Origin of the sequence: Albidovulum salinarum (genome assembly GCF_025673475.1) — a bacterium.
Lineage (GTDB): Bacteria > Pseudomonadota > Alphaproteobacteria > Rhodobacterales > Rhodobacteraceae > Albidovulum > Albidovulum salinarum.
The window spans coordinates 173,833-197,728 of sequence record NZ_JAOVQO010000008.1; the positions used below are offsets into that span (position 1 = coordinate 173,833).

General features: G+C 64.1%; 40 protein-coding genes. 1 reads left to right on the plus strand and 39 read right to left on the minus strand.

What is annotated here, in order from left to right:
• Positions 1-137: 137 nt before the first annotated feature.
• From OEZ60_RS10335 to OEZ60_RS10365, 7 genes are all read right to left on the minus strand, one after another.
• On the minus strand, positions 138-854 hold the full coding sequence (locus tag OEZ60_RS10335; RefSeq protein ID WP_263335662.1) for an ATP12 family chaperone protein: 717 nt from the start codon (positions 852-854) through the stop codon (positions 138-140).
• Positions 851-1,525 (minus strand): HAD-IA family hydrolase, encoded by a 675-nt coding sequence (locus OEZ60_RS10340; protein WP_263335664.1) that lies wholly within the window; start codon positions 1,523-1,525, stop codon positions 851-853. Before OEZ60_RS10340 ends, OEZ60_RS10335 begins: the two co-directional genes overlap by 4 nt.
• Entirely contained in the window at positions 1,522-2,568 is a 1,047-nt protein-coding gene (locus OEZ60_RS10345) for an RluA family pseudouridine synthase (RefSeq protein WP_263335666.1), read from the minus strand. Before OEZ60_RS10345 ends, OEZ60_RS10340 begins: the two co-directional genes overlap by 4 nt.
• Positions 2,565-2,942 carry a fluoride efflux transporter CrcB gene (gene crcB / locus OEZ60_RS10350; protein WP_263335668.1) on the minus strand — a complete coding sequence of 126 codons (378 nt, stop codon included), beginning with the start codon at positions 2,940-2,942 and terminating at the stop codon, positions 2,565-2,567. Before crcB ends, OEZ60_RS10345 begins: the two co-directional genes overlap by 4 nt.
• Positions 2,943-3,053: 111 nt before the next feature.
• Positions 3,054-4,364 (minus strand): replication-associated recombination protein A, encoded by a 1,311-nt coding sequence (locus tag OEZ60_RS10355; RefSeq protein ID WP_263335671.1) that lies wholly within the window; start codon positions 4,362-4,364, stop codon positions 3,054-3,056.
• 91 nt (positions 4,365-4,455) lie between these two features.
• The gene (locus tag OEZ60_RS10360) at positions 4,456-5,046 is read right to left on the minus strand and encodes an acyl-homoserine-lactone synthase (RefSeq protein ID WP_263335674.1); all 591 of its coding nucleotides are present in this window, start codon (positions 5,044-5,046) and stop codon (positions 4,456-4,458) included.
• 62 nt (positions 5,047-5,108) lie between these two features.
• Positions 5,109-5,720 (minus strand): autoinducer binding domain-containing protein, encoded by a 612-nt coding sequence (locus OEZ60_RS10365; protein WP_411709797.1) that lies wholly within the window; start codon positions 5,718-5,720, stop codon positions 5,109-5,111.
• Between the two features lie 77 nt (positions 5,721-5,797).
• Here OEZ60_RS10365 and OEZ60_RS10370 point away from each other — a divergent pair, with 77 nt between their 5' ends.
• Positions 5,798-5,980: a hypothetical protein gene (locus OEZ60_RS10370; protein ID WP_263335676.1), complete on the plus strand. Its 183-nt coding sequence runs from the start codon at positions 5,798-5,800 to the stop codon at positions 5,978-5,980.
• A 99-nt stretch (positions 5,981-6,079) separates the two neighbouring features.
• On the opposite strand, the gene rplQ is transcribed toward OEZ60_RS10370, so the two are convergent.
• The 32 genes from rplQ to OEZ60_RS10530 all read right to left on the minus strand — a co-directional run.
• The gene (rplQ, locus tag OEZ60_RS10375; protein ID WP_263335679.1) at positions 6,080-6,499 is read right to left on the minus strand and encodes a 50S ribosomal protein L17; all 420 of its coding nucleotides are present in this window, start codon (positions 6,497-6,499) and stop codon (positions 6,080-6,082) included.
• A 140-nt stretch (positions 6,500-6,639) separates the two neighbouring features.
• On the minus strand, positions 6,640-7,656 hold the full coding sequence (locus tag OEZ60_RS10380; RefSeq protein WP_263335682.1) for a DNA-directed RNA polymerase subunit alpha: 1,017 nt from the start codon (positions 7,654-7,656) through the stop codon (positions 6,640-6,642).
• A 116-nt stretch (positions 7,657-7,772) separates the two neighbouring features.
• Entirely contained in the window at positions 7,773-8,162 is a 390-nt protein-coding gene (gene rpsK / locus OEZ60_RS10385) for a 30S ribosomal protein S11 (RefSeq protein ID WP_263335683.1), read from the minus strand.
• A 15-nt stretch (positions 8,163-8,177) separates the two neighbouring features.
• A complete protein-coding gene (gene rpsM, locus OEZ60_RS10390; protein WP_263335685.1) occupies positions 8,178-8,546 on the minus strand; it encodes a 30S ribosomal protein S13 in 369 nt (122 codons plus the stop codon).
• Between the two features lie 190 nt (positions 8,547-8,736).
• Positions 8,737-9,384, minus strand: coding sequence for an adenylate kinase (locus OEZ60_RS10395; RefSeq protein ID WP_263335687.1), 648 nt, complete (start codon positions 9,382-9,384; stop codon positions 8,737-8,739).
• A 104-nt stretch (positions 9,385-9,488) separates the two neighbouring features.
• Positions 9,489-10,850: a preprotein translocase subunit SecY gene (secY, locus tag OEZ60_RS10400; RefSeq protein ID WP_263335689.1), complete on the minus strand. Its 1,362-nt coding sequence runs from the start codon at positions 10,848-10,850 to the stop codon at positions 9,489-9,491.
• A 102-nt stretch (positions 10,851-10,952) separates the two neighbouring features.
• Entirely contained in the window at positions 10,953-11,426 is a 474-nt protein-coding gene (gene rplO, locus OEZ60_RS10405; protein WP_263335690.1) for a 50S ribosomal protein L15, read from the minus strand.
• Positions 11,427-11,641: 215 nt separating this feature from the next.
• Positions 11,642-12,082, minus strand: coding sequence for a GFA family protein (locus OEZ60_RS10410; protein WP_263335692.1), 441 nt, complete (start codon positions 12,080-12,082; stop codon positions 11,642-11,644).
• Between the two features lie 204 nt (positions 12,083-12,286).
• Entirely contained in the window at positions 12,287-12,436 is a 150-nt protein-coding gene (locus tag OEZ60_RS10415) for a hypothetical protein (RefSeq protein WP_263335694.1), read from the minus strand.
• Positions 12,437-12,661: 225 nt separating this feature from the next.
• A complete protein-coding gene (locus OEZ60_RS10420) occupies positions 12,662-13,144 on the minus strand; it encodes a GFA family protein (protein WP_263335695.1) in 483 nt (160 codons plus the stop codon).
• A gap of 236 nt (positions 13,145-13,380) precedes the next feature.
• On the minus strand, positions 13,381-13,572 hold the full coding sequence (rpmD, locus tag OEZ60_RS10425; RefSeq protein WP_263335700.1) for a 50S ribosomal protein L30: 192 nt from the start codon (positions 13,570-13,572) through the stop codon (positions 13,381-13,383).
• 12 nt (positions 13,573-13,584) lie between these two features.
• Complete coding sequence (rpsE, locus tag OEZ60_RS10430; protein ID WP_263335702.1) at positions 13,585-14,142, minus strand: 30S ribosomal protein S5; 558 nt, start codon at positions 14,140-14,142, stop codon at positions 13,585-13,587.
• 123 nt (positions 14,143-14,265) lie between these two features.
• A complete protein-coding gene (gene rplR / locus OEZ60_RS10435) occupies positions 14,266-14,625 on the minus strand; it encodes a 50S ribosomal protein L18 (protein ID WP_263335704.1) in 360 nt (119 codons plus the stop codon).
• A gap of 11 nt (positions 14,626-14,636) precedes the next feature.
• Complete coding sequence (rplF, locus tag OEZ60_RS10440) at positions 14,637-15,170, minus strand: 50S ribosomal protein L6 (protein ID WP_263335705.1); 534 nt, start codon at positions 15,168-15,170, stop codon at positions 14,637-14,639.
• Between the two features lie 10 nt (positions 15,171-15,180).
• On the minus strand, positions 15,181-15,579 hold the full coding sequence (gene rpsH / locus OEZ60_RS10445; protein WP_263335707.1) for a 30S ribosomal protein S8: 399 nt from the start codon (positions 15,577-15,579) through the stop codon (positions 15,181-15,183).
• Positions 15,580-15,591: 12 nt separating this feature from the next.
• The gene (gene rpsN / locus OEZ60_RS10450) at positions 15,592-15,897 is read right to left on the minus strand and encodes a 30S ribosomal protein S14 (protein ID WP_263335709.1); all 306 of its coding nucleotides are present in this window, start codon (positions 15,895-15,897) and stop codon (positions 15,592-15,594) included.
• Positions 15,898-15,915: 18 nt separating this feature from the next.
• A complete protein-coding gene (gene rplE / locus OEZ60_RS10455) occupies positions 15,916-16,476 on the minus strand; it encodes a 50S ribosomal protein L5 (RefSeq protein ID WP_263335711.1) in 561 nt (186 codons plus the stop codon).
• Complete coding sequence (rplX, locus tag OEZ60_RS10460) at positions 16,476-16,781, minus strand: 50S ribosomal protein L24 (protein ID WP_263335712.1); 306 nt, start codon at positions 16,779-16,781, stop codon at positions 16,476-16,478. Before rplX ends, rplE begins: the two co-directional genes overlap by 1 nt.
• Positions 16,781-17,149, minus strand: a complete 369-nt coding sequence (rplN, locus tag OEZ60_RS10465) for a 50S ribosomal protein L14 (RefSeq protein WP_035714274.1) — start codon at positions 17,147-17,149, stop codon at positions 16,781-16,783. Before rplN ends, rplX begins: the two co-directional genes overlap by 1 nt.
• A gap of 83 nt (positions 17,150-17,232) precedes the next feature.
• Positions 17,233-17,466 carry a 30S ribosomal protein S17 gene (rpsQ, locus tag OEZ60_RS10470; protein WP_263335719.1) on the minus strand — a complete coding sequence of 78 codons (234 nt, stop codon included), beginning with the start codon at positions 17,464-17,466 and terminating at the stop codon, positions 17,233-17,235.
• A gap of 11 nt (positions 17,467-17,477) precedes the next feature.
• Positions 17,478-17,681 carry a 50S ribosomal protein L29 gene (gene rpmC / locus OEZ60_RS10475; protein WP_263335720.1) on the minus strand — a complete coding sequence of 68 codons (204 nt, stop codon included), beginning with the start codon at positions 17,679-17,681 and terminating at the stop codon, positions 17,478-17,480.
• A gap of 173 nt (positions 17,682-17,854) precedes the next feature.
• Entirely contained in the window at positions 17,855-18,460 is a 606-nt protein-coding gene (locus OEZ60_RS10480; RefSeq protein WP_263335722.1) for a biosynthetic peptidoglycan transglycosylase, read from the minus strand.
• A 205-nt stretch (positions 18,461-18,665) separates the two neighbouring features.
• The gene (rplP, locus tag OEZ60_RS10485) at positions 18,666-19,079 is read right to left on the minus strand and encodes a 50S ribosomal protein L16 (RefSeq protein WP_263335723.1); all 414 of its coding nucleotides are present in this window, start codon (positions 19,077-19,079) and stop codon (positions 18,666-18,668) included.
• Positions 19,080-19,091: 12 nt separating this feature from the next.
• Positions 19,092-19,802: a 30S ribosomal protein S3 gene (gene rpsC, locus OEZ60_RS10490; protein ID WP_263335725.1), complete on the minus strand. Its 711-nt coding sequence runs from the start codon at positions 19,800-19,802 to the stop codon at positions 19,092-19,094.
• Positions 19,802-20,182, minus strand: coding sequence for a 50S ribosomal protein L22 (rplV, locus tag OEZ60_RS10495; protein WP_263335727.1), 381 nt, complete (start codon positions 20,180-20,182; stop codon positions 19,802-19,804). The genes rpsC and rplV overlap by 1 nt, the downstream gene beginning before the upstream one ends.
• Before the next feature lie 3 nt (positions 20,183-20,185).
• Complete coding sequence (rpsS, locus tag OEZ60_RS10500) at positions 20,186-20,464, minus strand: 30S ribosomal protein S19 (RefSeq protein ID WP_263335730.1); 279 nt, start codon at positions 20,462-20,464, stop codon at positions 20,186-20,188.
• A 3-nt stretch (positions 20,465-20,467) separates the two neighbouring features.
• Positions 20,468-21,304, minus strand: a complete 837-nt coding sequence (gene rplB, locus OEZ60_RS10505) for a 50S ribosomal protein L2 (protein ID WP_263335735.1) — start codon at positions 21,302-21,304, stop codon at positions 20,468-20,470.
• 119 nt (positions 21,305-21,423) lie between these two features.
• Positions 21,424-21,720, minus strand: coding sequence for a 50S ribosomal protein L23 (locus tag OEZ60_RS10510; protein ID WP_263335738.1), 297 nt, complete (start codon positions 21,718-21,720; stop codon positions 21,424-21,426).
• The gene (gene rplD, locus OEZ60_RS10515; RefSeq protein ID WP_263335740.1) at positions 21,717-22,337 is read right to left on the minus strand and encodes a 50S ribosomal protein L4; all 621 of its coding nucleotides are present in this window, start codon (positions 22,335-22,337) and stop codon (positions 21,717-21,719) included. Before rplD ends, OEZ60_RS10510 begins: the two co-directional genes overlap by 4 nt.
• Entirely contained in the window at positions 22,334-23,215 is an 882-nt protein-coding gene (gene rplC / locus OEZ60_RS10520; protein WP_263335743.1) for a 50S ribosomal protein L3, read from the minus strand. The genes rplD and rplC overlap by 4 nt, the downstream gene beginning before the upstream one ends.
• Positions 23,216-23,229: 14 nt before the next feature.
• Positions 23,230-23,538, minus strand: coding sequence for a 30S ribosomal protein S10 (gene rpsJ, locus OEZ60_RS10525; protein ID WP_036639457.1), 309 nt, complete (start codon positions 23,536-23,538; stop codon positions 23,230-23,232).
• 75 nt (positions 23,539-23,613) lie between these two features.
• On the minus strand, positions 23,614-23,896 hold a 283-nt coding region (locus tag OEZ60_RS10530; RefSeq protein ID WP_459178383.1), incomplete at its 5' end, for an EF-Tu C-terminal domain-related protein.

Here is a 23,896-nt window from a genome sequence, read left to right on the forward strand (position 1 = left end):
TTATAGGGGGTTGCCCCCACTACGCGCAGTGTTGACAGATGGCTGTCGCCCGTCAAGCGGGCATTCGCGCCAAACTCTGCACTTACCGCAATTCGGTAACGGCGGACCGGTCGCGCGGAAGACGCGGCGAAAGATTGTTATCGTCTATCTTCCGAAATGTTCCAAAAATGCCGCGCGAACAGGAAATCGTCCCGTTTCATCCGGGCGGCCGCCACGGCTTCTTCGTCCTCGCCCCACTGCTCCGTCTGCCAGTCCTCGTCGAAACGCGAGTGCCGCCAGAGGGTCTCGGAATCGAACTCCGGCCGCGTCGCCGCGAGACCGAGGACGAGCGAGCCGCTGAGACTGACGAGGTCATGCAGCGCGGTAAGCTCGAAGGGGCTCAGGGCGCGGACGGCCGCCGTGAGCCGGACAAGGCTTTCGGCCGGTTGGGCGACCGGCACTACACCGCGGGTAACGTTGAGCCGGGCTCCGTATTCGCGGGCCGCCCAATCAAGAAGCGGATCCCATGCCGCGGCCTGCGCCTCGGCCAGCGCCTCGGGCGCTACGGCGCGGTAACAGAGAAGATCGGTGCCGCCATAGGCCGCTATCAGCGTCGCCACCTCGTCGAACTGCGGCGCCACCTTGTCGATGGCGGCGTTGGCGGCGCGGGTCACCGGCATCCGGCGCGGATCGACCTCTTTCTCGACAGCCTCCCACTCGGTGGCGATGGCCTCGGCCATGGCGCGCGTGGGCAGGACGAGCGCACACTTGGCCGGCGTGCGAACCGGGCGCGCGTCGAGCGTGACGCCGTAGCCGCCCTCGGCCTCGACGACCGCAACCGTTTTCCAGAACCGCTTCGCCTTCCAGCCGCTCATGACGCCTCCCAGATCCGTTCCAATGCCGGCAGGAGGGCGGCGAAGTCCGCGATCACCTGCCCCGCCCCAGCCGCTTCGAGCGCCTCGCGCCGATGGTAGCCCCATGTGACGCCGATCGTGTGGAACCCCGCGGCACGGCCCATCTCGATGTCGTAGCTCGTGTCGCCGATCATCACCGCGCGTGCCGCCGGGGCCCCGGTTTCGGCGAGTGCCGCGTGCAGCATCGAGGGATGCGGCTTTGACGGATGGTCGTCGGCGACCTGGGCGGTGACGAAATGCCCCGCCAGGCCGTGCGCGTCGAGGATATGCCTCAGCCCGCGCCGCGACTTGCCGGTCGCCACGCCGAGCAGCACGTCCGGCCGTTCGGCGAGCGTCGTCAGCATGTCGACCGCGCCTTCGAAAAGCGGTGAGAGCGGACCGGCGCGGAGCGTGGCAAAGCTCTGCTTGTAGGCCTCGACAAGCTCCGCACGGGTATCCGGGCCATGCTCCGGCACCAGCCGGGCCATCGCCTCGGGCAGGGACAGGCCGACGATCGCGAGGATGCGGTCGCGCGGCGGCAGGTGCAGGCCGATGGAAGTGAAGGCATGGCTCATCGCGGCGTGGATATGATTCTGGCTATCGACGAGCGTACCGTCGACATCGAAGACGACGAGCCTGAGGTCTTCCGTCATGTCTCGTCCGCGAACGGGTCGGCGGGCGCCTCAGCCTCGGACCAGCCCACAGTCTTCCAGGTGCGCTTCATGTGGTCCGGCAGGGGCGCGGTCAGGGTGATGCGCTTGCCGGTGATCGGGTGGTCGAAGCCGATGGAGCGGGCGTGGAGATGCAGCTTGCGGCTGATCTCGCCGCCGAGCTGGGCGCCCCAGCCGTCGCCGAGGTTCTCCTGCCCCGAGCCGCCGTACTTGCCGTCACCGACGATCGGGTGGCCAAGCTCTGCCATATGGGCGCGGAGCTGGTGGGTGCGCCCGGTGATCGGCACCAGCGCGACCCAGGCGGCGCGGGTGCCGAGAGCGTCGAGCACCGCGTAATCGGTCGTGGCGCGCTTGGCGCCCTCGGTCGCCTCGACCTTCGAAGGATGGATGGCGACCATCTTCTCGCCCTCGCCGCCGCGGCCGTGGCCCGGTGCCTTGACGAGGCCGAAGCGCACGGTGCCCATCCGCGGATTGGGCAGGCCGGCGACCGCGGCCCAGTAGATCTTGCGCGTCGTGCGGGCGCGGAACGCCTCGCTGAGGGCGCGGGCGACGCGGTCAGTGCGGGCAAGGAGCAGGACGCCAGACGTGTCCTTGTCGAGCCGGTGGACCAGCTTCGGCCGGTCCTTGTAGCCGAACATCAGGGCGCCGGTCAGGCCGTCGACGTGGCGGTTGCCCTGCCCGGATCCGCCCTGGCTCGGCAGGCCGGGCGGTTTGTTGAGCGCGATGATATGCTCGTCCTTCCAGAGAACGGCGGCCTGGATCATCTTCGCGTCCGCGTCACTGATGCCGGCCTCGGGCTTCGGCGCGGAGGGCGCGGAGGCCTGCAGCGGCGGGACCCGGACTTGCTGGCCCGGCACGACCCGGGTCGAGGCCTTGACGCGGCCGCCATCGACGCGGATCTGGCCGGTGCGGCAGAGCTTCTCGACCGCACCTTGCGTGATCTCGGGGAAGCGTTTCTTGAGCCAGCGGTCGAGCCGGCTCTCGCCCTCGTCGGCAGCGACGGTCAGCATCTTCACCCCGCTCATGCGTAGATCCCCCGAACTGCGGCCATGCCGGCGACGATGGCGGCGAGCGAAAGCGTGACCGAACCCAGCACATAGGCGGCGGCGAGCATGGTCTGGCCGCGCTCCCAGATCGTCAGCGCGTCGAGCGAGAAGGCCGAGAACGTGGTGAAGCCGCCGAGCACCCCGGTCATCAGGAAGGGCGCGAGCCGCATCCCGTCGCGATGCGCGAGAAAGACCACGAGCGCGCCCATGAGGAAGGAGCCGACGACGTTGACCGTGACCGTGCCCCAGGGAAAGCCGGGGCCGATCAGCCGCATCGCGGCGACGTTCGTCATGTAGCGGGCCGAGGCGCCGATCGCGCCGCCGAGGGCCACCTGGAGAAGGGTCAGGATCATGGCGCCTTCCTCTTCCGCCGGGCGCGCAAAGTCAACCGGGCAAGGGGGCTGTCTGCCCCCTCTTGGCCTTCGGCCAGTTCCCCTCTGAGGATATTTCGTCCAAGTGGAAGATCAGGCGCCGCGCTTGTCGCGGAGCTTGGCGAACCATTCGACGCGCTTTTTCAGCTCGCGCTCGTAGCCGCGTTCGACGGGGTAGTAGAAGACCGGGCGCTTCATCGTCTCGGGGAAATAGTTCTGGCCCGAGAACCCATCCTCGGCGTCGTGGTCATAGGCGTAGCCGCTGCCGTAGCCCTGTTCTTTCATCAGCTTCGTCGGCGCGTTCCGGATGTGTTTCGGCGGCGGCTCCGACCCGGTTGCGCGAGCGGCGGCGCGGGCGGCCTTGTAGGCGACATAGCCCGCGTTCGATTTCGGCGCGAGCGCGAGATAGGTCACGGCCTGGGCCAGCGCCAGTTCGCCCTCCGGGCTACCGAGCCGCTCATAGGTCTCCCAGGCATGGAGGCAGACGGTCTGCGCCTGCGGATCGGCGAGGCCGATATCCTCGACCGACATCCGGGTGATGCGGCGGGCGAGGAAGCGCGGATCCTCGCCGCCCTCGAGCATGCGGGCGAACCAGTAGAGTGCCGCGTCGGGATCGGAGCCGCGCACCGATTTGTGCAGGGCGGAGATGAGGTTGTAATGTTCCTCGCCGGACTTGTCGTATTTCGCGGCGCGGCGCATCAGCCGCTGGGCGAGCGCCTCGGTGCCGAGCGGCTTGTCGATCTTCCAGGCGGCGACCTGTTCGATGAGGTTGAGCAGCGCGCGGCCATCGCCATCGGCCATCTCCAGAAGCGCCTCGCGCGCCGCGGGCGCGAGCGGCAGGGCGCGGCCGAGTTCCTGTTCGGCCCGTTGCGAGAGGCGTTCGAGATCGGCGAGCGAGAGCCGTTCGAGCACAATCACCTGGGCGCGGCTCAGAAGCGCGGCGTTAAGTTCGAACGAAGGGTTCTCGGTCGTGGCGCCGACGAGGAGGATCGTGCCGTCCTCCATATGCGGCAAGAAGCCGTCCTGCTGGGCCTTGTTGAAGCGGTGGATCTCGTCGACGAAGAGGAGCGTGCCGCGGCCCTGGGTGCGGCGAAGCTTCGCCGCCTCGAAGACCTTGCGAAGCTCCGGCACGCCGGTGAAGATCGCGCTGATCTGGACGAAGGCGAGATCGGTCGCGTCGGCAAGGAGCCGGGCGATCGTAGTCTTGCCCACGCCGGGCGGCCCCCAGAGGATCAGCGACGACAGGCTGCCGGAGGCGAGCATCGCGCCGAGCGGCCCGTCGGGCGACAGCACCTTGTCCTGGCCGATGACCGCGTCGAGCGCGGCCGGCCGAAGCCGGTCGGCCAGGGGGCGCAGCGCGGACGGCGCGGCTCGTGATGCGGGTTGGTCGAACAGGTCTGACATGTGTCGTTCTTACTGCCGCCAACGGGGCCGAGGAAGAGGCGATAGAAATATCCCCAGAGACCCGCTGGACGGAGTGGCAACCGCGATCAGGTCAATGCAGCTTCGACGCGAGCTCGATCTGCACGCACTGGTAGTCGCCGTCATCGATGTACATGACCGGCCCGATTCCCTTCGCGGTGAGACCGCAGCGGCCGTACCAGCGCGGCCAGTTCGCCGGCGTGATTGCGATAAGCTGGGTCGCGCCGAGTTCGCGCGCCGACTTGACCATGGCCTCGACCATGTAGGCATGGACGCGACGCCGGATCATCTGCGGCGTCGAGTGGAGCACGAAGACCCGCGTGCATTCCCAGCAGTATGGATCGACCGGCGCCTCCTCGTAGAGGAGGTCCGCCGACAGCGACGAGAGCAGCCCGCGCTGAGCGTCACGGATCATGTAGGAGTAGATGCCGCAGCGCGCCGTGGTCGGGGTCAGGCGAATGCCGGCATAGACCTGGCCTACCTCGTCGTGAATCGCGATCCAGCGGCTGGCCGGCGTGTCGTACTGATCGTACTCCATGTCCAGCGCCTCGGGCAGATCCCATCGCTTTTCGACGATGAAGGACTGCTTGCGCGCCCGGAACAGATTGGCGAACAGCTCTCCGTGGTTATGAAGATTCTCGAACGAGAGGACGGTGGTTTGCATGTAGAGTCTCCAGCTTGGTTGATTTCTCTAACCCTGCATGCAAACGAAAGACCGACATCTGGTTACATCAGCCTGTAATCTTTAGCGCGCTGGATAGCCTCCGCTGTCGTGCGGGCGAGCAGTTTTTGCCGTGCAGACATCAGACGCGCCTTTAGCGCACTCTCGGAGATTTTCAACTTGGCTGCTGCAGCCGCGTGCCGGTCCCCCGCCGCGATGAGCTTCAGGGCTTCGATCTGTGCCGTGGTCAGGCTTTCCGGCGGCTCGGTTATGTCGTGAAGTCGCCGAACAAGTTCCGAGATCTTTTCGATCTCGGAATCCGTGAAGTCGCGGTCTGCGCGCGCAAAACTCGATATCGTTCGGGACCGGACCGGTCCGCAAGAGACCGTCAGCCCGAATTTCAGTCCGAATTCCTTGGCTTCCCGGAACAGGCCGAACGGATCGGGAATGTCGATCTCGCTCCAGCGGCATGCGCCCTCAGTACTGAATCCCCATGCAATCGTCGGATCCCGCAAAGCGAAAGCCTTCTCCGTATAGTGATCCAGCCAGTCCTGATTGTAGTTCGAGAACTGCATCAGGGGTGATGCGTAGCGGATGTGCAGACCGATGAAATAGCCAGCGGGCGCCATCAACGCCAACGAGTGTAGTACCGGATCAAGTATTGGCATTTCGGACATGTCCTTTTAGACAAGTTGCCTTGCGGGCAGTCAACCGTAAATTGAACGATGTTGGCTGCGTTGTTAGAGGCATTACATTGCGTACGATCAATCCCGGCCTCTTTGCAAGACTCATGCGGTTGCCTGAAACCGCCCGAACGGACTTGTTGGAGTTCCTCGGTGCAACGCCGATTGCCGATGCACAGCTTTCCTCCATGATCGACACGATGGCGGAGAAGGTCGGCACCGATCGGCGGAGCGCGCGTTTCGAACCGAACTGACGAGCGCTGTTTATCGTGTAAAGAGTATCATTATGTTTAATGAGGAAACCCCGCCGCTTTCGCGACGGGGTTTTTTCTTACAGTCGGTCAACCGGATGCTTACGCCTCGGAGGCTTCCTCGGCTTCCGTGCGAGCCCGGTCGGCAGCGCCCTTGGCCGAGGTGTCGCGATCGACGAATTCGATGATCGCCATCGGCGCCATGTCGCCGTAGCGGAAACCCGCCTTCAGCACGCGGACATAGCCGCCCTGGCGCTCCTTGTAGCGCGGCCCGAGGATCTCGAACAGGCGCGCGACATGCTTGTCCTGCTTGAGCTGAGCGGCCGCCTGACGGCGGGCATGCAGGTCGCCGCGCTTGGCGAGCGTGATCAGCTTTTCGATGATCGGACGCAGTTCCTTCGCCTTCGGAAGGGTGGTCTTGATCTGTTCGTGTTCGATGAGCGACCCGGCCATGTTGGCGAAGAGCGCCTTGCGGTGCTCATGGGTGCGGTTCAGACGGCGGTAGCCGCGAGCGTGACGCATTGTAATCTCCTGGTCTGCGTTTTGCTTTGTCCGGCGGCCGTGGTCCTCGGTCCGCTCTCCTTGGGGCCGTCGGCCCTTGTTTTCCCCGGCATTCCGGGCATTTAGGGGGGCCGTTTAGGCGACGGCCCCCGCAAAGTCAATCAGAACTGGTCTTCGAACCGCTTGGCGAGATCCTCGATGTTCTCCGGCGGCCAGTCCTCGACATCCATGCCGAGGTGAAGGCCCATGCCCGAGAGCACTTCCTTGATCTCGTTGAGCGACTTGCGGCCGAAGTTCGGGGTGCGCAGCATCTCGGCTTCGGTCTTCTGGATCAGATCGCCGATATAGACGATGTTGTCGTTCTTGAGGCAGTTCGCCGAACGTACCGAAAGCTCGAGCTCGTCGACCTTCTTGAGCAGGAGCGGGTTGAACTCCAGCCCCTCGTCGGCCTCGCCCTTCTGCGCCGATTCCGGCTCGTCGAAGTTGACGAAGATGCCGAGCTGGTCCTGCAGGATGCGGGCGGCATAGGCCACCGCGTCGTCCGGCGTCAGCGAGCCGTCGGTCTCGATCTTCATCGTCAGCTTGTCGTAGTCGAGCACCTGGCCCTCACGGGTCGGCTGCACTTCGTACGACACCTTCTTGACCGGCGAGTAGATGGCGTCGATCGGAATGAGGCCGATCGGCGCATCTTCCGGGCGGTTCTTGTCGGCAGCGACGTAGCCCTTGCCGGTGTCGACGGTCAGTTCCATGAAGAGATCCGCGCCCTCGTCGAGGTGGCAGATCACATGGTCCTTGTTCAGAACCTCGATGCCGTTCGACTCAGAGATGTCGCCCGCGGTGACGACGCCCGGCCCCTTGGCGGAGATCGAAAGGCGCTTCGGCCCCTCGACTTCCATCTTGAGCGACACACCCTTTAGGTTGAGCACCACGTCGGTGACGTCCTCGCGCACGCCCGCGATCGAGGAGAACTCGTGCAGGACGTTGTCGATCTGGACGCTGGTGATGGCCGCGCCCTGGAGCGAGGACATCAGCACCCGGCGCAGGGCGTTGCCGAGCGTCAGGCCGAAGCCGCGCTCAAGCGGTTCGGCGACCAGCGTCGCCTGGCGCTGCGGGTCGTTGCCCGGCTTCACGTCAAGCTGCTGCGGCTTGATCAGCTCGGCCCAATTCTTGTGGATCATGCGTTCTGCCTCCATACCTGTTCCCGGTCCATGTCCGAAATCCGGGAACGCCCGAGGATAAAAACGAAAGCGACCCGGGCCGCGCTTGCCGCGCGGCCCGGGCTGCAAAAAGCCTGTCAGACGCGGCGGCGCTTCGGCGGACGGCAGCCGTTGTGCGCGATCGGCGTCACATCACGGATCGAGGTGATGTTGAAGCCGACGGCCGCGAGCGCGCGGAGCGCCGATTCACGGCCCGAACCGGGGCCCTGAACCTCGACCTCGAGGGTCTTGACGCCGTGCTCCTGCGCCTTCTTGCCGGCGTCTTCGGCGGCCATCTGGGCGGCGTAGGGGGTCGACTTGCGGGAACCCTTGAAGCCCATCGTGCCGGCCGAGGACCACGCGATGGCGTTGCCCTGGACGTCGGAGATCAGGATCTTGGTATTGTTGAACGAGGAATTCACATGAGCAACGCCGGCGGCGATGTTCTTGCGTTCCTTTTTCTTCATGCGGGTCTTGTCACGAGCCATGTCTCTGCCCTCCCCTTACTTCTTCTTGCCGGCAATGGCTTTTGCCGGGCCCTTGCGGGTGCGGGCGTTGGTGTGGGTCCGCTGACCGCGGACGGGCAGGTTGCGGCGGTGACGCAGGCCACGGTAGCAGCCGAGGTCCATCAGACGCTTGATGTTCATCTGGACTTCGCGGCGGAGATCGCCCTCGACCGTGTAGTTGGCGTCGATATGCTCGCGGATCGCGAGCACTTCGGCGTCCGAAAGCTCGTTCACACGGCGGGTGGTTTCGATGTTGACCGCCTCACAGATCTTGTGGGCAACGTCGTTACCGATGCCGTGGATATACTGAAGGGCGATGGGGACGCGTTTCCCCGTCGGGATGTTGACGCCAGCGATACGTGCCACGCGTTCTGTCCTTTCGTTGCGGTTCCGTAGCGCCGGAACCTTTTTTCACAACAGTGGCCCGAGGGTGCGACACCATCGGGCCGGCTCTTTTCCTGATTGATTCGGTCGGGCCAAAACCCGTCAAATCAAGACGATTCTCAAACGAGACGCCGTGACCTAGTGGGTTTCCCCGCCGAGGTCAAGCCATCGGTCACCGATCCAGCACGGCAGCGACGGATTTCGCAACGTCATCAATCGCAGCCAGCCCGTCGACGGTCGCGAGGTTGCCGGCATGGTAGTAGTAGCCGATGAGCGGCGAGGTCTTCTTGTAGTATTCCATCAAGCGCTGCCTGAGGCTCTCGGCATTGTCGTCGGCGCGGCGCTTGAGGTCGGTCGAGCCGCATTCGTCACACGCCCCCTCGATCTTCGTCGGCTTGGTGGTGTCGTGATAGACCTCGCCGCAGGCACCGCAGGTGAAGCGGCCGGAGATCCGGTCCACGAGGGCCGCGTCGTCCACCCGCATCTCGATCACCGCGTCGAGCGTCTCGCCCTTGCGCGCGAGCAGCGCGCCGAGCGCATCGGCCTGCGCCAGCGTGCGCGGGAAGCCGTCGAAGATGAAGCCGCCGACCTTCTCGCCGTCGAGCTTCTCCTCGATCAGGCCGATGACGATCTCATCCGTCACGAGATCGCCGCGCGCCATGACGTCCGCGACGATCTTGCCCATCTCGGTGCCGGAGTCCTTGGCCTCGCGCAGCATGTCGCCGGTCGAAAGCTGCACCAGCCCGCGTTCCTCCACCAAGCGGCGGGCCTGGGTTCCCTTGCCCGCCCCCGGCGGTCCGAGAAGGATGATATTCGTCATGCGTCCCCCTTTTGTCGCGGGCGGGGTTCAATACGAATCCGCCGTCGAGTCACCGCCCGCATACAATCGGATACCGAACGCCCCGGCAAGAGCCGGGGCGCATGTTAACGACGCGCGGGCGCCTTCTTCGCGCCGCCGCGCTTCTTGCCGCGCAGCTGCGACTTCTCGATCAGCCCCTCGTACTGGTGGGCCAGGAGATGCGACTGGATCTGGTTGATCGTGTCCATCGTGACCGAGACCACGATCAGCACCGAGGTGCCGCCGAAGTAGAACGGGATCGCCAGCTGCGAGCGTAGGATCTCGGGCAGGAGACAGACAGCGGCGAGATAGGCGGAGCCGACCACGAGGATGCGCGCCACGACATAATCGAGATAGTCGATCGTCTTCTGACCCGGCCGGATACCCGGGATGAAGCCGCCCTGGTTCTTCAGGTTCTCGGCCACGTCGTCGGATTTGAACGAGACGTTGGCCGTGTAGAAGTAGGCGAAGAACACGATCATCGCCACGAAGAAGAGAAGATAGAGCGGCTGGCCGGGGCCGAAATAGGCCAGGATCGTCGACATGATCGGCCCGGTCTGCGCCCCCGAGAAGGTCGAGATCGTGGTCGGCAGCAGCAGCAGCGATGAGGCGAAGATCGCCGGGATCACGCCCGCCGGGTTGACCTTGATCGGCAGGTGCGAGGACGAACCATCATAGATCTTCATGCCGACCTGGCGGCGCGGATACTGGATGTGGATCTTCCTCAGCGCGCGCTCCATGAACACGACGAAGGCAATGACCGCGACGATCATGAGGATCACGCCGATGATCGCCGGCGCAGAGATCGCGCCGATCCGGCCCTGTTCGAAGAACTGGGCCAGCGCGCCCGGAACTTCGGCGATGATGCCGACGAAGATGATCAGCGAGATGCCGTTGCCGACGCCGCGGGCGGTGATCTGCTCGCCGAGCCACATCAGGAACATCGTGCCGCCGACCAGCGTGATGACGCAGGCCGCCTCGAAGAAGAGGCCGGGATCATGCGCGAGGCTGCCTGCCTCGATGCTCTTGGCAAGGCCGTAAGCCTGGAACGTGGCAAGAAGGACGGTGCCGTAGCGGGTGTACTGGTTGATCTTCTTGCGGCCCTGCTCGCCCTCTTTCTTGAGCTGCTCCAGCGCCGGCACCATCGCGGTTAGAAGCTGGACGATGATCGAGGCCGAGATGTAGGGCATGATGCCGAGCGCGAAGATCCCCATTCGGCCGAGCGCGCCGCCGGTGAACATCTGCAACATGCCGCCAATGCCCTGGCCTGCGCTCTGCATGAACTCCCGCAGCGCGACCGCATCGATGCCGGGCACCGGAATATAGGTGCCGAGGCGGTAGACGATCAGCAGTCCGATGGTGAAGAAGATGCGTTGGCGAAGGTCTGTGGCCTTGCCGAGGGCCCCCCAGCTCAGGTTCGCCGCCATTTGCTCTGCAGCAGATGCCATTCCGGTCTCTCTCATGTGAGAGCGCCGCCGAACCGTTTTCCGGTCGGCGGCGCTTGGAAAACTCGTGCCTATGTAAGCGCCGCGCGGGCTGCCCACAACACCTTATTCGGCCGCAGCCACCGTCGCGACCGAAAGCGAGCCGCCGGCCTTCTCGACCGCTTCGATCGCAGCCTTGGAGGCGCCGGTGACGGCGAGCTTCAGCTTGGCCTTGATCTCACCCTTGGCGAGCACGCGGACGCCGTCGAGCTTGCGGCGGACGACACCCGAGGCAACCAGCACGTCCTCGGTGATCTCGGCCTTTGCGTCGAGCTTGCCGGCATCGACGAAGGCCTGGAGCTGGCCGAGGTTGACCACGGCGAAGGATTTGGCGTTCGGCTTGGTGAAGCCGCGCTTCGGCAGGCGCCGGTAGAGCGGCATCTGGCCGCCTTCATAGCCGCCGATGGCCACGCCCGAACGGGATTTCTGACCCTTGATGCCGCGACCGGCGGTCTTGCCCTTGCCCGAGCCCGGGCCGCGCGCGACGCGCTTGGATTTCTTGGCGGCGCCGGGATTGTCCCGGAGTTCATTCAGTTTCATGTCGCTTCTCCTTGGCCGGAAGAGCCCCGCCAGCGACGGATGGGGCCACACGGCATTTCTTGATTGGTGAATCGGGTCCGGATGGACCACCGGGGGCGTATAGACGGGAAGATGCCGCGATGCAAGACTTGCCTCCACGGGCCGCCGGCAGGCGAGGACGCCGCGAGCATGATGCCACGCGGCGTCCCTTGTCTATGTTGCGAGTGCGAGGTGGCTCATGCCCCCTTCGGCCAAACGAAGCTGGGCTGAAGCCCCTCGTAGACCGGGCGGCCGTCATCGGGCTTCGGGTAGCCTTTCGACTCGTCCCAGAACGCGTGGTAGCTCGCCTTCGGGAACTTCGCGTCGTCGTAGCCCATCACATTCGGCACCGCGACGCGGATGCGCTTTTGCTTGTCGTCGAGCATCAGCACCGCGTTGCACTTCTCGCACAGGCAGATCTCGAGGGGGCCGTTGGGGTTGTCGGCGTTGAACGGCACGCGCTTCATCGCCGCCTCGTTGTCGGTCTTGATGTCGCCGTGGTTGAAGAACGCCACATGGGTCGTGTGCTGCCCGGTGACCTTCTTGCAGACATTGCAATGGCATTCGTGATTGTCGATCGGTTCGGCCGAAACACGCACGGGATGATGTTCGCAGCCGCCGGAATAATGTTGAGACATGGTTCCCCCCTGAGAATCGCTCTGGTGTGACGGATATGCTCCGTAACCACCAGAACGGTGCACCGTAGAAGGGCGCAAGTCTAGCACAGCACCGGGGTCTACGAGAAATCCTTCAGGAAAATCATCGGGTGTCGTCCTTAGCCGCCCCGAACGGAAACGCCCCGGACAAGCCGGGGCGTGTTTCTCCTGCGCGGGACGGTCGGCTCAATAGCCGCGCTTCTGGTCTTCGCGCAGGTAGTCGGTCCAGTACGGGGCCGGCTCGGCAAGCGTGACCGCATTGAGGCGGCCGAGCGTTTCCCGGACGAGGCGGAGCGTGTCCGCGATCAGCCCGGGCGTTTGGGAAAGGGTAAGCATGAGAGTACTTTCTGTGGCCTGTTTGCGTTACCGCATGCATAGGCCGCCGACGCCGGGTCGGCTACAGACAATCCCGAAGGGCCGCATTGCGTCCGGCGCAATGCATGTCGCAGAGCAAATTGGCTCAATCGGAAGCCGTGGCGGTGCGGGTTCCGCGTGTCGCAGATGGTGTCGTGGGATCGCACTGATGCGGGACATGCGTGTTGGTCCGGCGATACGCCCAGCTTACGGAGCGCCGAAGCGCTCCAGGATCGCCTTCCGTTCGTCAGGGCTTCCGTCTGAGAGAATGTCAATAAAATTATCTTCGTACTTCTCATGCGGAGGCTCGCCCTGCGGGTCGAACCACGGAATCCGGCTCTCGCTACCATAATGTCGCCGGGGGGAAAGCTCCTCCGGATGATCGAGGCATGCAATCGTGATGATCATCCAGTTCGACCATTGCGCGATAAGCGGTCGGTAAATGAGATACGTGCCGCAATCCTTGCAGAAACCTCGCTCCGCCACGGCCGACGACCGAAAGTACCGGGGCTTGCCGCGGATGATCCGAAACTCGGTTCGCGCAATAAAGGCGCCCGCAATTGCCGGCGCGCCGGCGGCTTTCTGACATGAACGGCAGTGGCAGTAGTGCGGATCATATGGTGGGGCGCTGATTTCATACCGTATAGCGCCGCAAAGGCAGCCGCCGGCGAATGGTGGCGTCGACGTCATGGCGATTTCCCTCCCGTACCGATGGTGCCGCCGATCTTACCTTAGAATCCGAACCTCGGGCTTCCCATCGGTTGCCGGCACGTCCGCAGGTACAACGGTGGAATTGAAGTTTTCGGGGAGCGTGCCGTTTCGACGGACACGTCGGGCCTCGACATGCATTTGTTCAAGTGGCAGCCAATAAAAAAACGCCCCGGTTTCCCGGGGCGTTCCAATCCTCCTCCGAGGATTTCGAGAGGTCAGCCGCGCTCTTCGACGATGGTCACGAGATGCGGGATCTTGTTGACCATGCCGCGCACCGAGGGCGTGTCCTCGAGCTCGCGGGTGCGGTTGATCTTGCCGAGGCCGAGCCCTTTGAGCGTCGCGGCCTGGACGGCGGGACGGCGGGCGGGCGAGGCGATCTGCTTCACGACGATGGTTTTCTTGGCCATGGTCCGGTCTCCTTACGCTTCGGCCGCTTCGGCGGCTTCCGGCTTCTTCAGGATGTCGCCGACCTTCTTGCCGCGACGCTGCGCGACCATGCGGGGGCTCGCTTCCTGCTTCAGACCGTCGATCGTGGCGCGGATCATGTTGTAGGGGTTCTGCGAGCCGAGCGACTTGGCGACGACATCCGCGACACCGAGCATCTCGAACACGGCGCGCATCGGGCCGCCGGCGATGATCCCGGTACCGGCCGGAGCCGTCCGCATCACAACCCTGCCGGCGCCGTGACGGCCCTCGATGTCGTGGTGCAGCGTGCGGCCATCGCGCAGCGGCACGCGAACGAGCGAACGCTTCGCCTGTTCGGTCGCCTTGCGGATCGCTTCCGGCACTTCCTTGGCCTTGCCCTTGCCGAAGCCGACGCGGCCGCGCTGGTCACCGACCACCACGAGTGCTGCGAAACCGAAGCGCTTGCCGCCCTTCACCGTCTTCGACACGCGGTTGATCGCAACAAGGCGATCGGCGAATTCCGGGGTTTCCTCGCGTTCGCGGCGGTCCCGGCGCTGTTCTCTCTCTGCCATAAGGCATTCCTTCCGTGATGGCGCGGCATGGCGCCGTTACGTCCAATCCTGGTGCCCCCGACCGGATCGGGGGCCCGGATCATCGGGGTGGCGCGTCCGTAACGGAAGGCGCCACCCGCATTATCAGAACTTCAGTCCGCCTTCGCGGGCCGCGTCGGCGAGCGCCTTGATCTTCCCGTGGAACAGGAAGCCGCCACGGTCGAAGTAGCAGGCTTCGACACCGGCCTTCTTCGCACGCTCGGCGATCGCCGCGCCGATCTTCTTCGCCGCTTCGACGTTGTTCTTGCCGACGACACCCAGATCCTTCTCGAGGCTGGAGGCCGAGGCGAGCGTCACGCCGTTGACGTCGTCGATCAGCTGGACGCTGATGTTCTTGGAGGAGCGATGAACCGAGAGACGCGCGCGCCCGTCGGCCATCTTGCGAAGCTTGTTCCGGACGCGCAGGCGGCGCTTGAGGAACAGTTCCCGTTTGCTGTTTGCCATTGTCCCGGTCCTTACTTCTTCTTGCCTTCCTTGCGGAAGATGAACTCGTTCTTGTACTTGATGCCCTTGCCCTTGTAGGGCTCGGGAGCACGCCATTCGCGGATATTGGCCGCGACCTGGCCGACGAGCTGCGGGTCGATCCCCTCGACGACGATCTCGGTCTGCTTCGGGGTCGTGACGGTCACGCCCTGCGGGACCTCGAAGTTCACCTCGTGGCTGTAGCCGAGCGACAGTTTCAGGACATTGCCCTGCATCGCGGCCCGGTAGCCGACGCCGTTGATCTCGAGTTCCTTCTTGAAGCCCTTGGTCACTCCTTCGACGAGGTTCGCCACCATGGAGCGCGACATGCCCCACTGCTGGCGCGCCCGCTTCGAGGTGCCGCGCGGCTTCACCGAGATTTCGTTGCCTTCGAGCGTGATCGTCACGTCGTCGGTCGCGGTGAACGAAAGCGCGCCCTTCGGGCCTTTCATGTCGACCTGCTGACCCGACACCGTGGCGGTGACGCCGGCGGGAACGGTTACGGGTTTCTTGCCAATACGAGACATCGAACCCTCCTTAGAACACGGTGCAGAGCACTTCGCCGCCGACATTGGCGCTCCGTGCGGCTGCATCCGACATCACGCCCTTCGGCGTGGAGACGATGGAGACACCCAGGCCCTGGCGGACCGACGGGATCTCCTTGACGCCGGCATAGACCCGGCGGCCCGGCTTCGAGACGCGCTTGATCTCGCGGATCACCGGCGTGCCTTCGAAGTACTTGAGGCTGATTTCCAGCTCCGGCTGGCCATTGGCCGCCGTCGCAGTTTCATAACCCCGGATATAGCCCTCGTCCTTGAGCACATCGAGCACCCAGGCGCGGAGCTTGGAGGCCGGCGTGCGGACGGTGGACTTGCCGCGCATCTGCGCGTTGCGGATGCGGGTCAGCATATCGCCGAGAGGATCGTTCATCGACATATCTCGACCTCCTTACCAGCTCGACTTCACCATGCCCGGGATCTGCCCCATCGAGGCGAGATCGCGCAGCATGATGCGGCTGAGCTTGAGTTTGCGGTAATAGGCGTGCGGACGGCCCGTCAGCTGGCAGCGGTTGTGGATCCGCGTCGCCGAGGAGTTGCGGGGCAGCTTCGCCAGTTTCATCGAGGCCTTGAAGCGCTCTTCCATCGGCTTCGACTGGTCTTCGATGATTTCCTTCAGTGCGGCGCGCTTGGCGGCGTATTGCTCGACCAGCTTGGCGCGCTTCACTTCGCGGTTCACCATGGATTTCTTAGCCATATCGTCGTTCCTCCGCGATCAGCTGGTGAAGGGCATGTTGAATTGCTTCAACAGCGCCTTCGCTTCCGCGTCAGTTTTCGCGGTGGTGCAGATGATGATGTCCATGCCGAGAACTTCGTCGACCTTGTCGAAGTCGATCTCGGGGAACACGATGTGCTCCTTCAGGCCCATCGCGTAGTTGCCGCGGCCGTCGAACGAGGAGCCCTTGACGCCGCGGAAGTCGCGGACGCGCGGCAGCGCGATCGTGATCAGGCGGTCGAGGAATTCGTACATCCGGTCGCCGCGCAGCGTGACCTTGGTGCCGAGCGGCATCTCTTCACGGACGCGGAAGCCGGCGATCGACTTCTTGGCCTTGGTGACGACGGCCTTCTGACCGGCGATGAGCGTGAGCTCCTCGGAGGCCTGCTTGACCTTCTTGGTGTCCTTCACGGCCTCGCCGACGCCCATGTTGAGAACGATCTTCTCAAGCTTCGGGATCTGCATCTCGTTCTTGTAGGAGAATTCCTCCTTCAGAGCGGCGCGGATCTTGTCCTTGTAGGCGGCCTTGAGGCGCGGGGTGTAGTTGGCTGCGTCGAGCATCAGATCACGTCCCCCGTGGTCTTGGCGAAACGGACCTTCTTGTCGCCTTCCATGCGGAAGCCGACGCGGGTCGCTTTGCCGTTCTTGTCCATGAGCGCGAGGTTCGACAGATCGACCGGCATCGCCTTCGGCTGGCGGCCGCCCTGGCTCTGCTGGGTCTGGCGCTGGTGGCGGATGGCGATGTTGATGCCCTCGACCACGGCCTTGTTGGCCTTGGGATCAACGGACTGGATTTCGCCCTGCTTGCCCTTGTCCTTGCCGGCAAGGACGACGACGGTGTCGCCTTTTTTCAGTTTCGCAGCCATCAGAGCACCTCCGGAGCCAGCGAGATGATCTTCATGAAGTTCTTGGCGCGCAGCTCGCGCACGACCGGCCCGAAGATACGGGTGCCGACCGGTTCGCCCTGGTTGTTCAGGATGACGGCGGCGTTGCGGTCGAAGCGGATCGACGTGCCGTCTTCGCGACGGACTTCCTTGGCGGTGCGCACGACGACGGCCTTGCGGACGTCACCTTTCTTCACGCGGCCGCGCGGGATGGCTTCCTTGACCGACACCACGATGATGTCGCCGACGCTGGCGTAGCGGCGGTGGGAACCACCCAGGACCTTGATGCACTGAACCCGGCGCGCGCCGGAGTTGTCAGCGACATCCAGATTGGTCTGCATCTGGATCATTTGGTTTCTCCCGACCTTTGGGGTTTGCTCCGGTCGTCCGGACCCCCAGGGTTTCGTTCAGAAGGAGGGCGTGGGGTTAGGCCTCAGGCCTCCGTCACGACCGTCCAACGCTTGGTCTTCGAGATCGGCGCGCACTCTTCGATGCGAACGGTGTCACCGACCTTGAACTGGTTCTGCGCGTCATGGGCGCGGTACTTCTTCGACTTCCGCACGGTCTTGTGCAGCAGCGGGTGCTTGAAGCGACGCTCGACGAGGACGGTGATCGTCTGCTCGTTCTTGTCCGAGGTCACGACGCCTTGCAGGATACGTTTGGGCATGTCTCGTTTCCTCAGTTCGCCGCCGCTTCAGCGGCTTTCTGGTTCAGGACCGTCTTGATGCGGGCGACGTCGCGGCGGACGGCGCGCATGCGGGCGGTGTTCTCGAGCTGGCCGGTGGCCTGCTGGAAGCGGAGGTTGAAGGCCTCCTTCTTGAGCGCGACAAGCTCGTCACGGAGCTGGTCGGGCGTCTTCGCGTTCAGTTCCTGGGCGTTCATTTCGCCGATCTTCCTTTCAACATCACCGGAAGGCCCTTGCGGGTGACCTGATGCCCGGTGGAGTCAATGATGGACCCACGAATCCGGGAGCCCGGAATCGCAGGATGCGTTCCTATAAGGGAGGGGGGAGGACAGGGCAAGGGAAAGTTTGATTGGCCTACAGTGAAGGTGCGTCACTTCAGTTCGCAGCCTTGCGCGGGCTGGCGAATACCCAGGGACGTATCGGCAGCATCGGTGGCTTCAGATACTGTCAGGAATCCCGCCTCTTGCATCTTGTTGAGTACGTGATTTCGCCTTTCCATCGCTTTTTCAGGCACACGAATAGGATCATATTTCATCGGAGTTTGGACGAGAGCGGCCAGCAAGGCGTAGTCCTGAACATCCAAATCTCCTACGTCCTTGCCGAAATACGCCTTGCCAGCCGAGGGAAAACCAAAACAGAAATTGCCCAGCCAGACTTCTTGAGCGTACCAATTCAAGATTTCGGAATGCGTCAGTTCGCGAGCCATGATCGTGGCATTGTGAAACGCGGTGATCCTGAACAGAAGCGACCGCATGACAACAACGATATAGCGCTTCCCGAGCTGGATCGTGATCGTTGAGTTCTGAGCGGGCTTTGAAAAGAATTCGGGATCTTCCGCCGCCACAATCGCGTTCAGTGCAACTTCGGGGATCGACACCCAGGTTTTAGAATATTCTTCAAAGTCCGACCGAACTTCTTCCGTTGTAAGCAACGGCACGTTTGCTTTTTCAGCGCACGCTTGCTCAGCAAACGACATGACAAGAACCGTAGCCACGCACCAGATATGGGCTTTCCGAAGCGACCGGGAAGCTTTGATAGTGTGCGTCATTACGAATGCCTGAAACTCACCCCCTCCAACACCTAACACCCGCCAATCACAATCCATAGGAGAATATTCCCATTGTTCGGCTTAAAAAAAAGCGCGCCTTGCGGCGCGCTTTGTTCGATTCATTCGGTCGGCTTTACCAGTCTTCGCGCACGACGACGCGGGTTTTGACCGGGAGCTTCATCGAGCCGAGGCGGAGCGCCTCGCGGGCGATGGTCTCGTTCACGCCGTCGATCTCGAACATGATCCGGCCCGGCTTGACCTTGGCCGCCCAGAAGTCGACGGAACCCTTGCCCTTACCCATCCGGACTTCCGTCGGCTTCGACGAAACCGGAGTGTCCGGGAAGACGCGGATCCAGACGCGGCCCTGGCGCTTCATGTGGCGGGTGATCGCGCGGCGGGCCGCCTCGATCTGCCGCGCGGTGATGCGCTCGGGCTCGGTGGCCTTGAGGCCGAAGCCGCCGAAGTTCAGTTCGAACCCGCCCTTGGCTTCGCCGTGGATCCGGCCCTTGTGCTGTTTGCGGAACTTTGTCCGTTTCGGTTGCAGCATCTTTTCTACTCCTTACCGGGCGTCGCGGCGCGGGCCGCGCGGAGCCGGGCCTTCCTGGGCCTCTCCCGCCTTGCGGTCGTGGGCCTGGGGGTCATGCTCCATGATCTCGCCTTTGAAGATCCAGACCTTCACGCCGATGATCCCGTAGGGGGTCGTCGCTTCGGCCAGAGCATAGTCGATGTCGGCGCGCAGCGTGTGCAGCGGCACGCGGCCCTCGCGGTACCATTCGGTCCGGGCGATCTCGGCGCCGCCGAGACGGCCGGCGACGTTCACTCGGATCCCGAGCGCGCCCATGCGCATCGAGTTCTGCACGCCACGCTTCATCGCGCGGCGGAACGAGACCCGGCGCTCGAGCTGCTGGGCGATCGACTCGGCCACCAGCATGGCGTCCAGTTCCGGCTTGCGGACCTCGACGATGTTGAGGTGCAGCTCGCTGTCGGTGAAGTTCGCCAGCTTCTTGCGCAGCGTCTCGATGTCCGCGCCCTTCTTGCCGATGATGACACCGGGACGGGCGGTATGGATCGTGACGCGGCACTTCTTGTGCGGACGCTCGATGATGACCTTCGAGACGCCGGCCTGCTTGCACTCCGCATGGATGAAGTCGCGCATCTTGAGGTCTTCAAGAAGCAGGTTGCCGTAGTCTTTCTTGTCGGCGTACCAGCGGCTGTCCCAGGTGCGGTTGACCTGGAGGCGCATGCCAATCGGATTGACCTTCTGACCCATTACGCTTGCTCCTCGACTTGCCGCACCTTGATGGTCAGCTCGCTGAACGGTTTCATGATCTTGCCGAACCGACCCCGGGCACGCGGGCGGCCGCGCTTGAGGGTGATGTTCTTGCCGACATAGGCTTCGGCGACGACGAGACCGTCGACGTCGAGCCCGTGGTTGTTCTCGGCGTTCGCGATTGCCGACTGCAGGCACTTGCGCACGTCCTCGGCGATCCGCTTCTTGGAGAAGGTCAGGTCGGCGAGCGCCTTCTCGACCTTCTTGCCGCGGATCATCGCGGCGACGAGGTTCAGCTTCTGCGGCGAGGTGCGAAGCATCTTGGACTTGGCCATCGCTTCGTTGTCGGCCACGCGGCGCGGATTCTTTTCCTTGCTCATGGCTTACTTCCTCTTGGCTTTCTTGTCGGCGGCGTGACCGTAGTAGGTCCGCGTCGGCGAGTATTCACCGAACTTCTGGCCGATCATCTCCTCGGTCACGTTGACCGGGATGTGCTTGTGACCGTTGTAGACCCCGAAGGTGAGGCCGACGAACTGCGGCAGGATGGTGGAGCGGCGCGACCAGATCTTGATCACTTCCGATTTGCCCGAGGCTTGCGCCTTTTCCGCCTTCTTCAGAAGGTAGGAATCGACGAAGGGGCCCTTCCAGATAGAACGAGACATGGATTAACGCCCTTTCTTCGTGTGGCGCGACCGGACGATGTACTTGTCCGTCTTCTTGTTCGACCGCGTGCGGTTGCCCTTGGTGCCCTTGCCCCACGGGGTAACCGGGTGACGGCCACCGGAGGTCCGGCCTTCGCCGCCGCCGTGCGGGTGGTCGATCGGGTTCATCGCGACGCCGCGGACGGTCGGGCGGATGCCCATGTGCCGCTTGCGGCCGGCTTTCCCGAGGTTCTGGTTCGAGTGGTCGGCGTTCGACACCGCGCCGACGGTCGCCATGCATTCCTGGCGGACCATGCGCAGCTCGCCCGAGGAGAGGCGGATCTGGGCGTAGCCGCCGTCACGGCCGACGAACTGGGCATAGGTGCCCGCGGCGCGCGCGATCTGACCGCCCTTGCCGGGCTTCATCTCGACGTTGTGAACGATCGTGCCGATCGGCATGCCGGAGAAGGGCATCGCGTTGCCGGGCTTCACGTCGGTCTTGGCGCCGGCGATGACCTGGTCGCCCACGCCGAGGCGCTGGGGGGCGAGGATGTAGGCCTGCTCGCCGTCCTGGTAGCGAACCAGCGCGATGAAGGCGGTGCGGTTCGGGTCGTATTCGATCCGTTCCACGGTCGCCGGGACGTCGAACTTGCGACGCTTGAAATCAACGATGCGGTAGAGGCGCTTCGCCCCGCCGCCCTTGTGCCATGAGGTGACACGTCCGGTGTTGTTCCGGCCGCCCGTCTTGGTCAGACCCTCGGTGAGGGCCTTGACCGGGCGACCTTTCCAAAGCTCCGAACGGTCGATCAGAACCAGCCCACGCTGGCCCGGCGTCGTCGGTTTATACGACTTGAGTGCCATGCTCTCTGTCTTCCGTAGCTTTGGACCTGTCGGTCCGTTGGGTGTAGGGCCCCGAAGGTCCCCGGTTTAGAAAATCGAGCGGCCCCGGAACCCGGGGCCGCGAGATTCGGCGCCTTCTATCAGAGCCCCGAAGAGACGTCGATAGTGTTCCCCTCTTCGAGGGTCACATAGGCCTTCTTCACGTCGCTCCGCACGCCGGGCTGGCCGCGGAAGCGCTTGGTCTTGCCCTTGGTGACGGTGGTGTTGACCGCCTTCACCTTCACGCCGAAGACCGCCTCGACCGCTTCCTTGATCTGCGGCTTGGTCGCATCCTTGGCCACCTGGAAGACGACCGCGCCGGCCTCGGAGGCCATGGTCGCCTTTTCGGTGATCAGCGGCTTCACGATCACGTCGTAGTGTTCAGCTTTCGCGCTCATTTCAGGCGAGCCTCCAGAGCTTCGACACCCGCCTTCGTGAGCACGAGCGTGTCACGCTTGAGGATGTCATAGACATTGGCGCCCATCGAGGGCAGCACATCAATGCCCTGGATGTTCGCGGCGGCGCGGGCGAAGTTCGCATCCACCTCGGCGCCGTCGATGATCAGGACGCGCTTCCAGCCGAGTTCCTTCGCCGCCTTGGCGAGGGCCGCGGTCTTGGCTTCCTTCATGTCGAGCGAGTCGAGGATGATGAGCTGGCCAGCCCCGGCCTTCGCCGACAGCGCGTGCTTCAGACCGAGCGCCCGGAACTTCTTCGGGAGGTCATGGGCGTGGCTGCGCGGGGTCGGGCCCTTGTAGGTGCCGCCGTGACGGAAGGTCGGCGCCTTGCGGGACCCGTGGCGAGCGCCGCCGGTGCCCTTCTGGCGGTAGATCTTCTTGGTCGAGTACGACACGTCCGACTTGCCGAGGACCGAGTGGGTGCCCTGCTGCGCTTTCGCGCGCTGCCAGCGCACGACGCGGTGCAGGATGTCGGCGCGCGGCTCGAGCCCGAAGATCTCGTCGGAGAGATCGATCGAGCCAGCCTTGCCGGCGTCGAGCTTGATCACATCGAGTTTCATTCTTTCTCTCCTTCGGGCGCGGCATCGCCGGACTGCTCGCCTTCGCCGGCAGCCTTCCCGGCCTTGATCGCCTCTTCGGCGGCCTTCAGCGCGGCTTCCTGCGCGGCGGCTTCGGCTTCGGCAGCGGCGAGACGCGCGGCTTCTTCCTCGGCGGCGGCGGCGGCAGCGGCCTCTTCAGCGGCCTTTCGGGCGGCGTCGGCGGCGGAGCGCAGCGCGGCGGGCAGGATGACGTTCTCGGGCAGCGGCTTCTTCACCGCGTCCTTGATCGTGACCCAGCCACCTTTCGAGCCCGGAACCGAGCCCTTGACCATGATCAGGCCGCGGTCGCTGTCGGTGCGCACGACCTGCAGGTTCTGCGTGGTCACGCGGACGGCGCCGAGATGGCCGGCCATCTTCTTGCCCTTGAACACCTTGCCGGGGTCCTGGCACTGGCCGGTGGAGCCATGCGAACGGTGCGAGATCGACACGCCGTGCGAGGCGCGCAGACCGCCGAAGTTGTGACGCTTCATCGCACCGGCGAAGCCCTTACCGATCGAGGTGCCGGCGATGTCGACGAACTGACCCTCGAAATAGTGGTCGGCGGTGATTTCCTCGCCCACTTCGATCAGGTTTTCCGGCGACACCCGGAACTCCGCGACCTTGCGCTTCGGTTCCACCTTCGCCTTGGCGAAGTGGCCCCGCATCGCGGCCGTGGTGCGCTTGGCCTTGGCGGTGCCGGCACCGAGCTGGACGGCCGAATAGCCATCCTTCTCGGCCGTGCGCTGCGCCACGACCTGCAGGTTGTCAAGCTGGAGAACGGTGACCGGAACCTGGCGGCCGTCCTCGAGGAAGAGCCGGGTCATGCCCAGCTTCTTTGCGATCACTCCAGAGCGCAACATGGTCGGTGCCCTCCTCAGACCTTGATTTCGACGTCGACGCCGGCGGCGAGGTCGAGCTTCATCAGCGCGTCCACGGTCTGCGGGGTCGGATCGACGATGTCGAGAAGACGCTTGTGCGTCCGGATTTCCCACTGGTCGCGCGACTTCTTGTCGATGTGCGGACCACGGAGAACCGTGAACTTCTCGATCTTGTTCGGCAGCGGAATCGGACCGCGGACCTGGGCACCGGTGCGCTTGGCCGTGTTGACGATTTCCTGCGTGCTGGCGTCCAGCACGCGGTAATCGAAGGCCTTGAGCCTGATGCGGATGTTTTGACCAGTCATTGTCTTGCCTCTTGCGGGGGCTACTGATTGAGAGGCAGACCGGGCCTCATGCCCGGCCTGCGTCGAACCAGGGTCTTACTTGATGATTTTCGAGACGACGCCGGCGCCGACGGTGCGGCCGCCCTCGCGGATGGCGAAGCGGAGCTTCTCTTCCATCGCGATCGGGGCGATCAGCTCGACCTCGAACTTCAGGTTGTCGCCCGGCATCACCATCTCGGTGCCTTCCGGCAGCTTCACCGTCCCGGTCACGTCCGTCGTGCGGAAGTAGAACTGCGGACGGTAGTTGGCGAAGAACGGCGTGTGGCGGCCGCCTTCTTCCTTCGTCAGGATGTAGGCCTCGGCCTCGAAGTGGGTGTGC